The sequence below is a fragment of the Proteiniphilum saccharofermentans genome (assembly GCF_900095135.1).
GTDB classification, from domain to species: Bacteria; Bacteroidota; Bacteroidia; order Bacteroidales; family Dysgonomonadaceae; genus Proteiniphilum; species Proteiniphilum saccharofermentans.
This window is the reverse complement of the sequence record NZ_LT605205.1, coordinates 1,911,129-1,926,425: the sequence shown is the minus strand read 5'-3', so window position 1 is coordinate 1,926,425 and position 15,297 is coordinate 1,911,129. Positions and strand designations below refer to the sequence as shown.

Here is a 15,297-nt window from a genome sequence, read left to right as displayed (position 1 = left end):
CGATACAGAAATGGAAAGAAACGAAACAAGTCAATACACTTTTACCATTATTGTCCCGATTTACAATGAAGCAGAGAACATCAGTCGGTTAGAAGAAAAACTACAAAACTTCTTACCTCAGTCGCTATATCCTGCTTGTGTACTGTTTGTCAACGACGGTTCGACCGACGGCAGCCGGGAAAAAATACATAGTATCTGCGAACGGAACCCCCATTTTTTCTATCTTGACATGAAAAAGAATGGTGGATTGAGTGCTGCTTTAAAAGCCGGATTCGATTACTGTTTTTCGGAATTCGTGGGTTATATGGATGCCGACATGCAGACTGACGCCGACGATTTCAACCTGCTACTCCCCCATCTGGCCGAATATGAATTGGTAACAGGTATACGTGCTAACCGCAAAGACTCGTTCTTCAAGAACCTGCAATCAAAAATAGCCAACGGATACCGGCGGATGATGACCGGTGACGGCGTATCTGATACCGGCTGTCCGCTAAAAGTGTTGCATACCGGGTACGCCAAACGTGTACCAATGTTCAACGGAATGCACCGGTTCCTTCCGGCACTCATTCTGTTGCAAAACGGCAGGATACAACAAATCCCGGTACGTCACTATCCCCGTATAGCAGGAAAATCGAAATATCATCTGTGGAACCGGCTTACCGGCCCTTTTATCGACTGTTTTGCTTACCGGTGGATGAAAAAACGCTATATCAATTACCAGATCAGTGGAACCAATTTAGATTGATCTATGCAGGGAACAACCATCTGGATTTACGGAATTGGCTTTTTAGCCCAGATCTTCTTCTCGGCACGAATACTTTACCAGTGGATTGTAACCGAGAAAGCAAAGAAAATAATCTCGCCCCCTATATTCTGGATCCTGAGCATTTTCGGTTCCTACCTGCTTTTTATTTACGGGGTACTCAGAAACGATTTTGCCATTATATTCGGGCAATTCATTGCATATTATATCTATCTCTGGAACCTCAATATGCAGGGAATCTGGAAACAAATACATGTCGGACTGAAAGCCATTCTCCTATTAACACCGGTGATAGCGGTTGCATTACTGATGCGCGACATGAATGCTTTTACCACCCTCTTTTTCCGGCAGAAGGATATACCTGTCTGGTTACTGATCTTCGGTTCGGCCGGTCAGGTGCTCTTTACATTCCGTTTCATCTATCAATGGATCTATTCTGCCCATCTTCATCGGTCTGTACTGCCAATCGGTTTCTGGATTATCAGCCTGTTGGGATCAGGTATTATCGTCGCTTACGGGATCATTCGCCACGACCCTGTTCTCATACTGGGACAATCGGTAGGTTTTGTTGCTTATGTACGTAACATCATGATCGGCTTACAGACTAAAACTAATGTGCCAATATGAATGTGCCAATATGAATAATCCCGCCAACTCGGGGCGTGTAGTGTCAATGTGAATGATGTTAGAAGAAAAGAAATCGGAAGTGTAGTTAAAGTGTCCTCGGCAATATGTGCTTCGCACGATAATTGGTAATTGGTAATTGGTAATTAGTAATTGGAAATTAGTTAATTAGTGACTCGGATGAAAACTAAGTATCTCTATCTCTTTTGGTTTATAGCACTGCTCCCGGTTATGGTCTTACGGGACTATACCCCCAACAATGAGTTACGTTACCTGAGCATTATTGATGAAGCTTTGCGTAACGGCAATTTTTTTACTTTCACGCTGGATGGTGAGATCTATGCCGATAAGCCGCCTCTCAGCTTCTGGCTGATGATGGCAGGGAAAACATTGCTCGGCAGTCACCAAATGTGGTTTCTGTCGCTTTTATCGTTTTTGCCCGCATTGGTAGTGTTGATGGTAATGGAGAAATGGATGAGAAGAGAGAAATCTTTTGCCTGCCAACCCGATGGTTTGCTGATGCTGATGACCGGCGGTTTCTTTCTGGCTCTCACCATTACTATTCGGATGGATATGCTGATGGTGATGTTTATCACCCTTTCACTCTACACTTTTTTTAAGATATACCAGGGGGAAGGAAAGAAACGGGATGCTTACCTGTTTCCGCTCTATGTCTTTCTAGCTCTTTTCTCAAAAGGCCCCGTCGGCATATTGGTTCCGTTGCTCTCCACCCTGATATTTCTTCTCTACCGGGGTAAAATCCATACATGGCAACAATATTGGGGATGGAAAAGCTGGCTGGTTCTACTGCTGGGATGTGGTATCTGGTTTACCGGTGTTTATATGGAAGGAGGAGACGCCTATCTCAATAACCTGTTAGTACATCAAACAGTAGGAAGAGGTGTGAATGCTTTTCACCATAAATCTCCGTTCTATTACTATGCTATTGCCATCTGGTACTTGCTGGCCCCCTGGATGTTTTTATGCGTGGGACTGATCATTGCCGGAGTGGTTCGCAAAAAAATCCAAACCGAGACCGAAAAGTTTTTTCTTACGATTATCCTGACGACTTTCGTCATGCTATCCCTGATCAGTTCCAAGTTGGCAGTCTACCTGCTTCCCGCCATACCCTTTCTGATCTATCTCCCGGCCATGCTACTCGATAAATTCGATGAGAAAAATATCTGGTTACGGCTTTCGGTGGCAGTGCCTGCTGTCGTTTTCGCAGTAGTGCTGCCGGCTGTTTTTTATATAAAACGAATCGACGAAATCTCTTATATCGCCGTACCATTGGTCTATGCAGCGGCAGCTGTTATCTCACTCGGCGGAATCACAATCTTATATCTGCTATTCCGGGAAAAAGCGCTCCGTAAGTCTATCCGTGTGATGACTTTCACCCTTTTATTGACTATCTTTATCGCCGGATTAGCCTTGCCTCAGTTGAATCCTTATATGGGATGGAACACATTATGCAACGAAGCGATTCGTATTGCGGAAGAGAAAGGCACTTCCGAATATTATGTGTATAAGATTTCACGGCCCGGAAGTATGGATGTTTTTCTTGGAAAAGAAGCCATAGTTGCTTCCGAAGAAGATATACTGAACAATACATTATCCGGCCAACTGCTACTGTTACCCGAGAAAGCAGTATTGAATAACCGTCAGATTCAATCTGTTATATCAGGCAAAGAGCAACACAAAACCGGCCCTTACCTCATTGTTGTTTTATAATCTGATGAAGATGAAGATATTGGTTACCGGCACCGCCGGATTTATTGGTTTTCACGTCGTACGCGAATTAGTCCGGCAGGGATATGATGTGGCCGGTCTCGACAACATCAACGCTTATTATGATGTACAATTAAAATATGCCCGTCTGGCCGAAACAGGTATACCACAGGGAAAAATAAAAGAGGGCGAATGGGTCCAGAGCGATAAATACCCGACCTACCGTTTTATCCGGCTTGACCTGACTGATGCCAAAGGACTTCTCACCCTCTTCCGTGAAGAACAATTCACACATGTTCTCCATTTCGCTGCACAGGCCGGGGTTAGGTACTCCCTTGAAAATCCTCTTTCATACATCAATTCCAATATAGTGGGTTTTACCCACCTGCTGGAGGTATGCCGTTCCTATCCTGTCCGGCATTTCCTTTATGCCAGTTCCAGCAGCGTCTACGGAGACGACACTCCCACTCCCTACAAGGAATCGGCCCAAACCGATCATCCCGTAAGTCTTTATGCGGCTACTAAAAAAGCAAACGAGCTGTTGGCCTATTCCTACAGTAAACTTTATGGAATAGCTGCAACCGGTATTCGTTTTTTTACGGTCTATGGCCCCTGGGGACGTCCCGACATGGCACCCTGGTTGTTTATGTCGGCCATTACGGCAGGAATGCCTATTAAGGTTTTCAACAATGGGGAAATGCAGCGTGATTTCACCTATATCGACGATATTGTGGAAGGAGTACTCAAAATTATGCCTGCTCCTCCGCAAGCCGGGATTCCCAGTGTAGTATATAACATGGGCTGTGCTTCGCCTGTACAACTAATGGATTTCATCCGTATTATCGAAAAAACCACCGGAAAGAAAGCTGTCAAGGAAATGGTAGATATGCAACCCGGAGATGTGGTATCTACTTATGCCGATACATCATTGCTTGAACAGAAGTTCGGATACAAACCCCATACATCGGTTGAGACCGGTATCAGGAATTTCTACGACTGGTTTAAGGAATATCGTCACGGGTAAAACCTGTTTAAGAAATATAATCCCGGAAAAAACAGGCTGTACAAGAAATATTTCTCTAAAGTGACAGGTCTTTGACCCTGCCCGATTTTTGGATAGTGCCAATTTTCAGTTTTTTGTCCCAAATAATTTTATCAAACCGAAAAAATATGCTATTTTTGTAAGCCTGTTAAAAAGATGGTTTTTAGGGACGTTCTTCATCAGGTTGAACAGGCTGAAGAAAGGTATAACAGCCGGTATGAGGCCAAAAGAGATAACAATAACAACGATTAATAAGAACTCTTTTAACAAATAAAATTCAACAAAATTATGATTAAAGTAGGTATTAACGGATTTGGCCGCATCGGACGTTTGGTTTTCCGTGCCGCACAAAACAGAGATGATATCCAGATCGTGGGTATCAATGACTTGCTCGATGTGGATTACATCGCTTATATGTTAAAATATGACACGATCCACGGTCAGTTCACCGGATCGATCGATGTAAAAGACGGTAACTTAGTGGTAAACGGAAATACCATCCGTGTATCTGCCGAAAGAAATCCGGCCGACCTGAAATGGGATGCCGTAGGTGCTGAATACGTAGTTGAATCTACCGGTTTGTTCCTTTCTAAAGATAAAGCTCAAGGCCATATCGACGCCGGCGCGAAATATGTAGTGATGTCGGCTCCTTCTAAAGACGATACCCGCATGTATGTTACCGGCGTAAATGAAAATACGTATACCAAAGGCGAGCAGTTCGTATCGAACGCATCCTGTACCACAAACTGCCTGGCGCCCATCGCTAAAGTTTTGAATGATAAATTCGGTATCGAAGAAGCGTTGATGACCACCGTACACGCTACCACCGCTACCCAGAAAACAGTGGACGGACCTTCAGCAAAAGACTGGAGAGGCGGACGCGCGGCATCGGGCAACATCATCCCGTCTTCTACAGGAGCTGCCAAAGCAGTAGGGAAAGTAATTCCCGAACTGAACGGAAAGCTCACCGGTATGGCATTCCGTGTTCCCACCCTGAACGTTTCGGTTGTGGACCTGACTGCCCGCCTGAAAAAAGAAACCACTTACGAAGAAGTATGCAACGCAATGAAAGAAGCTTCGGAAGGTGAATTGAAAGGTATTTTGGGTTATACCGACGAAGATGTGGTATCGAGTGACTTCATCGGCGATGCACGTACTTCCATTTTCGATGCAAAAGCCGGTATCCAACTCAGCCCGACTTTCGTGAAAGTGGTAAGCTGGTATGACAATGAATGGGGATATTCCAGCAAAGTACTGGAACTGATCGCTCACATGGCAAAAGTAAACGGATAATACACCGTTATAACAATTATAGAAAACGCCTCCAAACGGGGGCGTTTTTTTGTGGTTGTTTTGCTCTTCCCGGCACCCCTTGCTTCAAGGCACAAAAAAAGCCGGACAACAATTGTTCGACTCTTTTTGTTCAATTACATTGGACTATCTCTCGCCATGACATAGCTCAAGCAAGCTTGACCCTGTCCATTTAGCTTAACGAAATAGTTCAAATATTCCGGTGTTATATTTTATTCCGGATGAATTGATTCTGTAGGACATACTTCGGCACAAGAACCACAGTCAGTACATACATCCGGGTCAATCACATAAATATCGCCTTCCGATATAGCCTCAACAGGGCACTCGTCGATGCATGTTCCACAGGCAATGCAACTATCGTCAATTACGTAAGCCATAATAATAGTAAAAAATTAGTTATTGTAATTAGTTTATATTGTCGCAAAGATAATCAGTTTTTTTCTAATACAAAAGAGGTGTAAGATATTGTCCGTTATTTAGACTCTGTATAAATTTCCCGTATCATCTTATTCCTTATATTTTGATAAAATAGCCGTTATAACCTATTCGAAACACAATAACCGACGAAGAATAACGTTTAAGATAACATATGATCAAAAAGGCAACATACTTTCTTCTATTGATCCTGATTTCAGGAAATCTCTACGGTCAACAGCGTAAGTTACAGCATCGTCCTTATGCCGATCAGCGGCTGTTTCATCTGGGATTTACACTCGGATTACATACGCAGGATCTGATACTCACCCAATCGGGATTTATCAATGAAAACGGAGAAGTATGGTTTTCAGAAATCCCTGCCTATTCGCCTGGATTCGCTGTCGGAATTATTGGGGATATGTACCTTAACAGGTTTATAAATCTCCGGGCAATACCTTCGCTGTATCTGGGCGATAAAAAATTTGTATTCAGGGAGCAATCATCAGGAGAGGAATTCACTACACAAATTCGAAATAATTATATCGCCCTGCCATTACATTTGAAAATATCTGCCGACAGGATCAATAATTTCCGACCATATGTACTGGTGGGTGGATATGGCAGTCTGGAATTGGCTTCCACCAAAAACCGGGCTGTATTGTTAAAACCCTATGATGCGGGAATTGAGTTCGGCGTGGGATGTGATTTTTATCTGCCGCTTTTTAAACTGGCTCCCGAGTTAAAATTCAGTTTCGGGTTGGCGGATATACTGGAAAAAGAAAGGAATGACCTGAAAGATGATGATCTCCGGAAATATGCCAATTCATTGTCGAAAGCCGTCCAACGGATGATTACACTCAGTTTTCACTTCGAGTAATACTATTTCCTTCGACTTAGGCTTCCCATAACAGCTGCATAAGTTTTTTTCCCCCTGAAATAAAAATCAATCAAAATGCTCTTCCGGTATTGTGTAGGAATAACTTCCTTGACTGCTTTCCGCAGATTTTCACGACGTACCGGCCTAAAGGAAGGCCGCATCTTCAGGAAATCCCTATAAGCGTCAATCACCGCCCGCGCACTTTGGAAATTGGCATTCAGTAAAAGACGCAAACAAGCAAGGATATCAAAGAAAAGTCGCATCGTAAACGTGGAATGATATATCCTTTGTGGTATATTTTTATAGATCATCAGCAGGTTATTGCGGAAATTCAGGTACATCTTTTTGGGATTATCCTGGCGCAACGATGCCCCCCCCACATGATAAACCACCGATGAGGGAATACACATCACCCTCTTACCCCGTGCATTCAACCGCCAGCAGAGGTCTATCTCTTCCATATGGGCAAAGAAACGGCTATCCAGGCCTCCAGCTTCCGTGTACTCTTTCCTCCTGATACAAAAGCATGCTCCCGTCGCCCAGAAAACCGGCATCTCGTCATCATACTGCCCCCTGTCTTCTTCTACCACATGCAGTATTCTTCCTCTGCAAAAGGGATAACCGTAACGATCGATAAATCCTCCTGATGCTCCGGCATATTCAAACCGGTTTTTATCTTTGTAAGCACGTATTTTCGGCTGTACCGCCGCCACTTCGGGATGAGCATCCATATAGGATACCAAAGGCTGCACCCAATCCGGCGTAGTTTCTACATCAGAATTAAGTAGTACTACATACTCAGAATCCACTTGTTGCAATGCCTTATTATAACCTTCTGCAAAACCCCAATTTTTGTCCAGCACAATCACCGGCAGGTCTGGATAATGTGTCTGGAGAAATTCCAGCGAATCGTCATTTGAATTGTTATCAGCCACAATCACATTGCACTCTTCGCTCAATGAATGTTGCAGCACTGAAGGAAGAAAACGCTCCAGCAATTTTCTCCCGTTCCAGTTCAATATGACGACAGAAGTTTTCACTAATTAAAAATTACCAATGACTAATTACCAATTACAGTAAAACTAAAAATGAATCTCACCCGGGTATCCTACCTTCTCACCTTCCCACTTTAATCAGGTTTCTTGAATTTCCAGCGGTCATGCGACCATAGATAATAGGCCGGTTCCCGTATGGTTGTCTCCTCCAGTTTCCTCATGTATCTCTCCATGATACTGTTTTCTGTCTCTTCACTTGCGTCGGGTGTAATTACAAAGAATTTACCTGCATAATGTCCTCTTTTCACTTTTTCTATGTCCAAGTAAACAATAGAGTTTCCCAGACGCCGGGCTATTTTTTCCATGCCGGTTTGCACAGGAGTCTGCTGATTCATAAAAGTAGTCCAGTATTTATCTTGACGTGGTGATGGCCTCTGGTCATTAAGGAAACCGATTACCATTATTTTTCCCTGATTCTGAATGCGGATCATCTGCCGGATAACACTTTGCATCTCGATGGGTGTGGCATGAAAGTGGCTTCTCGTCTTTAGAAAAAGATAGTTAAATGCATTGGAATGGAGTTTTTTATAGACAAATCCCAATACGATATCTGAAGCCAAATGCAACCCCACAGAAGTAACCCATTCCCAGTTACCATAATGGCCAAGGGCCACTATACAGGATTTTCCATTAGAAGTCAGCCGGTCAATTATCTCCGGATTTTCAAACTTCATCCGTTTTCGTACCTCTTTATCACTAAGACGAAGCGTTTTAATGGTTTCTATAAAGTAATCACACAAGTGACGATAGAATTTCCTCTCAATCTTCCCGATACTCTTTACTGACTTCTCAGGAAAAGCGTTTTTTAAATTTTTCCTTACAATTTTTCTCCTGTACCTTACCACGTAATAGGCTAACAGGTATAGGATATCGGAGAGAATATACAGCACTCTGAACGGTAACAGCGCGTGCAGATATGTTACCGCATATAACAGTGAACCCCCGATTCCCTTTTTACTTCCTTCGTCATCCATTAAAAAATCGCTTTCATTGCCATTTCATCCTCGTCATACGCACCCACTTCCACTTCTGTAACCTTGTTCACAAGCGATGCATCGTAATCGGCATACAATTTTACATAATTTTCGGTAAATCCATGCATTTTCTTACCCCGTTTTGTATGTTCAAACAATACCTTTTTCCGGCTTCCCTGCTGCGACAGATAAAAATCCCGCAAATGTCCGTCCGAGAGATCCAGCAAGGTTTTGCTACGCATATGTTTTGTTTTCGGATCTACTGCATAATCGATATTTAACGCTGCCGTACCGGGACGTTCGGAATAGGTAAACACATGCAGTTGCGAGAAATCGATGGAGCGGATAAATGCTTCCCCCTCTACAAAATAATCATCGGTCTCGCCCCTTACACCCACAATCACATCCACTCCGATAAAAGCGTGAGGAAGGATCTGTTTGATCTTTTCCACCTTGTGGCGGAACAATGCAGTATCATACCGCCGTTTCATCAGGCTCAGTACAGCATCACTACCCGATTGCAGCGGCATATGGAAGTGGGGAGCAAAACGATGTGATCCGGCCACAAAATCTATGATCTCATCCGACAACAAATTCGGTTCAATAGACGAGATACGGTAACGTTCCACACCTTCCACCTTATCGAGTTCTTTGAGAAGATCCAGGAAGGATTCTTTGGTGGTATGTCCAAAATCGCCGATATTTACCCCTGTCAGGACAATCTCTTTACCCCCTTCCTGCACAACCTGTTCAGCCTGCCTTACCAGATCGGCAATCGACCCGTTACGGCTTCTGCCTCTGGCAAAAGGAATAGTACAAAAGGAACAGAAATAGTCACATCCGTCCTGTACCTTTAAAAAATAACGGGTACGATCATCCGCAGAAACAGAAGGGACGAACGAGCGGATGCGGTGTGTCTTTGATGTGACAACCTCTCCTTTTTCTTTTTTCTTCAGATCATCGAGATATTTTACTACGTCGAGCTTTTGCTCTGCACCCAATACCAAGTCGACACCTTCAATGCCGGCCACCTCTTCGGGTTTCAACTGGGCGTAACACCCCGTAACGACCACAAATGCCGAAGGGTTCTCCTGAATCACCTTCCTGATAGCCTGACGTCCTTTCTTATCGGCCAACTCAGTGACGGAACAGGTGTTGATCACACAAATGTCGGCTTCCTGCCCCTTCCGGGCACGACGCACGCCGGAATTTAATAACTGCCTCCCTATAGCAGATGTCTCAGCAAAATTTAATTTGCAGCCCAGGGTATAATAGGCGGCTGTTTTATTTTGAAAAATAGTTCTGTCAATCATATCTGATTTGTCATATTCATATCGTTTCTCCTCGAAAACAGACTCATTGGAGAAACTCTTCGTACGACAATAAATTAACTGTGAATAAATGAAGGGACAAAATTACAATTTTACTCCTAATTTACAGCCCTTTTTTCTTTGATAATACATTTTTAGCTATTACTTTTGCTCATATTTAGCAATAATGTGCAATTATGATTGAACAAAACTTCATCAAAATATACGAAGAGAGTTTTAAAAAGAACTGGGATCTGCCTGCACTGACTGATTATAAAGGCGGCAATTCATATACCTATGGTCAACTAGCCCATGAAATAGCCAAACTTCACCTTCTGTTTTCGGAATTACAGATTGAAAAGGGTGACAAGATCTCGCTGGTCGGTAAAAACCACTCCTCCTGGTCTATTGTTTTTATGGCTACCATCACTTACGGTGCAGTGATTGTCCCTATTTTACACGAATTCAATCCGGAGAGCATAGAATATATTATCGATCATTCCGATTCAAAACTGGTTTTTGTCAGTGAGGCTATCTGGAAATCCATCAACAAGGATAATCTGAAGATACCGGTATTTGAGTTATCCTCTTTCTCTCTTCTGAAAAGTAATGATGAAAGTATAACCGAAAAGGTGGCGAAACTCGAAGAACTATTTTATCGCACCTATGCGGGCGGTTTCTCGCGCGACGATATCCGGTATGCAGACGTAAGCAATGAAGAAGTAGCTTGCCTTAATTACACATCCGGAACAACCGGATTCAGTAAAGGGGTGATGATTACGGCAAATAATTTTGCAGGGAACGTCACTTACGCCGGAAAATTAAATCTGCTTTTTGCCGGTGACCGCAATCTGGCATTTTTACCGATGGCGCATGTATATGGTTGTGCATTCGACTTTCTCTATGCACTTTCCGCAGGTGTCCACACCACATTGCTGGGCATCTCCCCTACTCCCCAGAACCTTATTGTTGCACTGAACGAGGTGAAGCCACACCTTATCATCACGGTACCTCTTGTCTTTGAAAAGATATATAAGAAGCGGATCCTGCCGGTAATAGAAAAACCGGCTGTCAAAATGCTTTTGAAAGTACCCGGGATCAATAAACTCATACTTAATAAAATAAAGAGTTCGCTGACAAAGACATTGGGAGGAAACTTCAGGGAGGTAATCATCGGTGGTGCAGCACTCAATGCTGAAGTAGAAGCTTTCTTCTACAAGATAAAATTCCCTTTCACTGTCGGTTATGGCATGACGGAATGCGCCCCGCTTATTTCTTACGATCATCATTACGACTTCATACCTACATCCTGCGGTTCAGTATTGGACAAGATCATGGAAGCACGTATCGATTCACCCGATCCTGAAAATATTCCGGGTGAAATCCAGGTTAGGGGTGAAAATGTGATGAAAGGCTATTACAAAAATCCCGAAGCGACAGCAGCGGCTTTTACAGCCGACGGCTGGCTTAAAACCGGCGACCAGGGTATCATGAAGGGAAAGCGCCTGTTCATTAAAGGAAGGATAAAAAGCATGCTCCTTTCGGCAAACGGACAGAATATTTATCCCGAAGAGATTGAATCGCAGTTGAACAACCTCCCGTATATTGCTGAAAGCTTAGTGATAATGCGCGACACAAAGCTTATCGCGATGGTCTGGCCCGATATTCCCGCCATGAAGGAAAACAACATCCCGGAAAAGAGGCTCAAAGAGATCATGGAGGAAAATAAGGGAATACTCAATCAATCAGTAGCCCAGTATGAGCGGATCAGTGCCATAGAAATAGTAGATATGGAGTTTGAGAAAACTCCAAAAAAAACCATCAAACGTTTCCTCTACGAGTGATATAGGTAAGAAATCCAGCCTCACTTATATCAGATCATCAAGATTGACAAACACTTAATGTTATTTAACTATAATTTTTCCCCTAAATATGTTCTATAACATGTTTTTGATATAATTTTGTATCGTTTTTGATAAGCAATATTATTTATCGTTTAAAACTACTAAAAGATGAAAAAAGTACTTTTGTTCGTTGCCATCGTTGCAACATTGGGTTTTATCTCCTGCAACACTGCTCAGCAAAAAGCTGAAAAAGCAACCCAGGACAGTATTGCTGAAGCAGCCAGATTGGACAGTATTGCCAAGGTTCAGGCTGACAGTATCCGGGCCGCCATCGAAGCTGCTGAAGCTGCAGCGGCCGACACACTGGAACAGGTAGTTGAAGAAGCCGCTGCTCCTGCAAATCAATAAGGAGTAAAGTTGACATTGAAGTGCGGCCACCCCAAAAGGGCAGGGTCAACGCATTTAAATTTTCAACAACTGTAGCAAAAAGTTGTCATCCCACCCGGCCTTGAGACGTTTTGAAACCAAAGAACCCTTCGATGTGTCTTGTTTTAGAAGGTTGAGTGCTATTTTTCTGATGAAGGAAAAGTTTTGGGCGGAGTTCTTCGCCCTTTTCCTTTGCCGGTCTTCGTCAAAAACCATGTCCAATGTCCAGTGGAGTTTGTTTTCAATGCCCCAGTGCTGACGTATAAAAGTGTTGAAGTTTGCTGCTTGGTCAATGACACTGCTAATGTAGAAACGGGTTTCGGTCTCCTGTTTTTTACCCGTGTCCCTGTGGGCAGTAATCCTGACAATCGTCTTGAGTCCTTTCCAGTGTTCCCTGTTGTCGATGAAACCCAGGTTCGAGATAATTTCACAGGTACGTGTTTCAATCCGTCCGTGCCCTTTTTCCGTCACCTGATCGACCGAGTCCGGATTATGCCGGTTGAAACTGTCCTCCACCTGGGACAAAAGCTCTTTCTGGTTACCCTTGACCGAAAGGATATAATCCGCTTTATTTTCTATGATTTTTTCAGCAATCTTCGTTTGGGTACCAATGGCATCTATGGTAATAATGCTTCCTTCTATGTCAAGCAGGTCCAGCAATAACGGGATGGCCGTGATCTCATTGCTTTTCTCATCCACCTTGAGTTGGCCCAGGACCAATTGGTTTTCTGATGCCCAGGCGCTGACCATGTAGATGGGGTTCTTTTCATGAAAGCTGTCTTTGGACCCTTTTATACACTTGCCGTCCAAGCTGATAACCTCTTTTGTGATATGCTCATCCTTTAAAGAATCAACCCATTTGATGAAAGCTTCTTCAAAAAGACGTGGACGTAAACTGGAAAACACCCTGTTAATCGTATCGTGTGAGGGGATACCGTTGGGCAGTTTGAGGAACGTTTTCAGGAATGAAAGTTTTGTCTTGCCGAAAAGTTCAATTGAATCCCACGATTCCGCCCCACAAATAACGGCGAGTATCGACAGGATTATGATGTCGGATAGCAGGTGTTTCTTGTTCCTGTTGATTCGGTGGTCGGGAATGCACTCAAAATACCGGTGCAAAGAAGTGGCTGGACTTGTCATGTCTTTTTTGAGGCAAAGATACGCATTTACATTGCCTCAAAACAACACAAGTTATTAACAACCAGACGGATAAATTGTTGATAACACTGTCTTTTCTGATTTTTTTATGCGTTGACCCTGCCCAAAAGGGTGGCTTTTTGTTTGATATTCTACCAAAAATAGTAACTTTGTTTATCTATTCCCTGTAATATGGGAACAGACCCAAAGGATAGCGATCCGAACACTGACTGATCAGGCTTATTCTTACAATATAATTTTATCAACAGCAAATGAGAAAGATCTTTTTTACCACTTTGTTGGTGTCTCTCGCATCACTCTCAGGGTGTAACCAGAGAGCCAACACCTATTTCGAGAAGAGACTGGCTTTCCCCGATTTGCTTACTTCCGACCAGAAAGTCAAACTCTCGGCATACGTCATTCCCACACAAAGCCAGTATGAATGGCAGCAGATAGAATTAGCAGCCTTCATTCATTTTGGAATGAATACCTTTACCGGGAAAGAATGGGGAGATGGGACCGAAGATCCGGCACTGTTCAACCCCACTGGTTTTGATGCTGAACAATGGGTTAATACATTACAGGGGGCAGGTTTTAAAATGGTCATTCTCACGGCGAAGCATCACGACGGTTTTTGTCTTTGGCCTACCAGGACTACCAGTCACTCGGTAGCTTCCTCACCCTGGAGAAACGGTTTTGGGGATGTAGTAAAAGAGGTGAAGGAAGCATGTGACCGTCACAATATGAAATTCGGTATTTATCTGTCGCCTTGGGACAGAAATGCCGAAAGTCATGATGATTCTCCACGATATAACGCACTGCTCACGCAACAGTTGGCTGAACTGCTTACAAACTATGGTGAGATCCACGAAGTATGGTTCGACGGTACTCACGGTGACGAACATGACAGTAAAGTGCAAAGATACGACTGGACACATTTCTATCAGGTGGTCGACAGTCTTCAACCCAAGGCTGTAAAAGCAATTATGGGTAACGATGTGCGTTGGGTTGGCAATGAAGAGGGATTGGGCAGAGAGACTGAATGGAGTGTCACTCCTCTGCAGCCGGATATCAATGATGCCATCATTAATGAAAATATACGGTTGGGTATCTCTCCTACTGCGGAAGATTTGGGTAGCAGCCGGCTTATCGCCGAAGCAAAAACAGTTTATTGGTATCCTTCCGAAGTAGATGTATCCATTCGGCCGGGTTGGTTCTATCATCCGGAAGAGGATCAGGCGGTAAAAACATTGCCCCAGTTGGTGGATATCTATTTCCAGTCGGTCGGGATGAACTCGGTACTCCTGTTGAATATTCCACCGGATAAACGAGGCAGATTACACGAGACAGACACCGAGCGACTCAAGCAATTCGGCGACTATATCACTCAGACTTTTGAAAACGAAAAACTCACAAATGGCAATATAGAATGGAAAGCCCCTGCGGGAGCAAGTCGGGAATACAATGTGATACCGGGGGAAACAATCAATACGGTGATGCTTCGGGAAGATATCCGAAAAGGACAACGTGTAGAAGAATTCACCGTGGAAGGATGGCTAAACGACGAATGGGTGGAATTGGTAAAGGGCACTACCATCGGCTATAAACGATTGCTCAGGTTCGATGATGTCTCTGTTCCTAAATTACGGGTAACCATTTCAGAGACACGTGATATCGCCAACATTTTCAAGGTGGGTGCTTATCATGCTCCGCATTTAAGCGAGGGAACCGATACTTATCATTCTGCAAAATAAAAATCAAATTAAAATATTTATAATAATAA

14 protein-coding genes are annotated in these 15,297 nt (G+C 43.5%); 9 read left to right on the top strand and 5 right to left on the bottom strand.

Going from position 1 to position 15,297, the window contains the following annotated elements; translation table 11 throughout:
• The first annotated feature begins 10 nt into the window (after positions 1 to 10).
• The 5 genes from PSM36_RS07505 to gap all read left to right on the top strand — a co-directional run bounded on the left by PSM36_RS07505 (position 11) and on the right by gap (position 5,453).
• Positions 11 to 748: a glycosyltransferase gene (locus PSM36_RS07505; RefSeq protein ID WP_076932120.1), complete on the top strand. Its 738-nt coding sequence runs from the start codon at positions 11 to 13 to the stop codon at positions 746 to 748.
• A 3-nt stretch (positions 749 to 751) separates the two neighbouring features.
• Positions 752 to 1,393 carry a lipid-A-disaccharide synthase N-terminal domain-containing protein gene (locus PSM36_RS07500; RefSeq protein ID WP_076930350.1) on the top strand — a complete coding sequence of 214 codons (642 nt, stop codon included), beginning with the start codon at positions 752 to 754 and terminating at the stop codon, positions 1,391 to 1,393.
• A gap of 177 nt (positions 1,394 to 1,570) precedes the next feature.
• Positions 1,571 to 3,121 carry an ArnT family glycosyltransferase gene (locus PSM36_RS07495; protein ID WP_076930347.1) on the top strand — a complete coding sequence of 517 codons (1,551 nt, stop codon included), beginning with the start codon at positions 1,571 to 1,573 and terminating at the stop codon, positions 3,119 to 3,121.
• 10 nt (positions 3,122 to 3,131) lie between these two features.
• The gene (locus tag PSM36_RS07490) at positions 3,132 to 4,142 is read left to right on the top strand and encodes an NAD-dependent epimerase/dehydratase family protein (protein WP_076932119.1); all 1,011 of its coding nucleotides are present in this window, start codon (positions 3,132 to 3,134) and stop codon (positions 4,140 to 4,142) included.
• Between the two features lie 306 nt (positions 4,143 to 4,448).
• The gene (gene gap / locus PSM36_RS07485) at positions 4,449 to 5,453 is read left to right on the top strand and encodes a type I glyceraldehyde-3-phosphate dehydrogenase (protein WP_076930345.1); all 1,005 of its coding nucleotides are present in this window, start codon (positions 4,449 to 4,451) and stop codon (positions 5,451 to 5,453) included.
• 230 nt (positions 5,454 to 5,683) lie between these two features.
• On the opposite strand, the gene PSM36_RS07480 is transcribed toward gap, so the two are convergent.
• Positions 5,684 to 5,851, bottom strand: a complete 168-nt coding sequence (locus PSM36_RS07480; RefSeq protein ID WP_076930343.1) for a DUF362 domain-containing protein — start codon at positions 5,849 to 5,851, stop codon at positions 5,684 to 5,686.
• 212 nt (positions 5,852 to 6,063) lie between these two features.
• Between PSM36_RS07480 and porT the strand changes: the two genes are divergently transcribed.
• Positions 6,064 to 6,768, top strand: a complete 705-nt coding sequence (gene porT, locus PSM36_RS07475) for a type IX secretion/gliding motility protein PorT/SprT (protein WP_076930341.1) — start codon at positions 6,064 to 6,066, stop codon at positions 6,766 to 6,768.
• A gap of 2 nt (positions 6,769 to 6,770) precedes the next feature.
• Here porT and PSM36_RS07470 read toward each other — a convergent pair whose 3' ends face one another.
• The 3 genes from PSM36_RS07470 to mtaB form a co-directional block, all read right to left on the bottom strand.
• Entirely contained in the window at positions 6,771 to 7,808 is a 1,038-nt protein-coding gene (locus tag PSM36_RS07470; RefSeq protein ID WP_076930339.1) for a glycosyltransferase family 2 protein, read from the bottom strand.
• 89 nt (positions 7,809 to 7,897) lie between these two features.
• Complete coding sequence (locus tag PSM36_RS07465; RefSeq protein WP_076930336.1) at positions 7,898 to 8,797, bottom strand: lysophospholipid acyltransferase family protein; 900 nt, start codon at positions 8,795 to 8,797, stop codon at positions 7,898 to 7,900.
• Complete coding sequence (gene mtaB, locus PSM36_RS07460) at positions 8,797 to 10,110, bottom strand: tRNA (N(6)-L-threonylcarbamoyladenosine(37)-C(2))-methylthiotransferase MtaB (RefSeq protein WP_076930334.1); 1,314 nt, start codon at positions 10,108 to 10,110, stop codon at positions 8,797 to 8,799. The genes PSM36_RS07465 and mtaB overlap by 1 nt, the downstream gene beginning before the upstream one ends.
• Positions 10,111 to 10,304: 194 nt before the next feature.
• Here mtaB and PSM36_RS07455 point away from each other — a divergent pair, with 194 nt between their 5' ends.
• Together PSM36_RS07455 and PSM36_RS07450 are read left to right on the top strand one after the other, a co-directional pair.
• Complete coding sequence (locus PSM36_RS07455; RefSeq protein ID WP_076930331.1) at positions 10,305 to 11,951, top strand: AMP-binding protein; 1,647 nt, start codon at positions 10,305 to 10,307, stop codon at positions 11,949 to 11,951.
• A 168-nt stretch (positions 11,952 to 12,119) separates the two neighbouring features.
• Complete coding sequence (locus tag PSM36_RS07450) at positions 12,120 to 12,359, top strand: hypothetical protein (protein WP_076930329.1); 240 nt, start codon at positions 12,120 to 12,122, stop codon at positions 12,357 to 12,359.
• Between the two features lie 54 nt (positions 12,360 to 12,413).
• Here PSM36_RS07450 and PSM36_RS07445 read toward each other — a convergent pair whose 3' ends face one another.
• On the bottom strand, positions 12,414 to 13,517 hold the full coding sequence (locus tag PSM36_RS07445) for an ISAs1 family transposase (RefSeq protein WP_071136433.1): 1,104 nt from the start codon (positions 13,515 to 13,517) through the stop codon (positions 12,414 to 12,416).
• A gap of 269 nt (positions 13,518 to 13,786) precedes the next feature.
• On the opposite strand from PSM36_RS07445, the gene PSM36_RS07440 reads away from it, so the two are divergent.
• Positions 13,787 to 15,268 (top strand): alpha-L-fucosidase, encoded by a 1,482-nt coding sequence (locus tag PSM36_RS07440; protein WP_076930327.1) that lies wholly within the window; start codon positions 13,787 to 13,789, stop codon positions 15,266 to 15,268.
• Positions 15,269 to 15,297 lie beyond the last annotated feature (29 nt).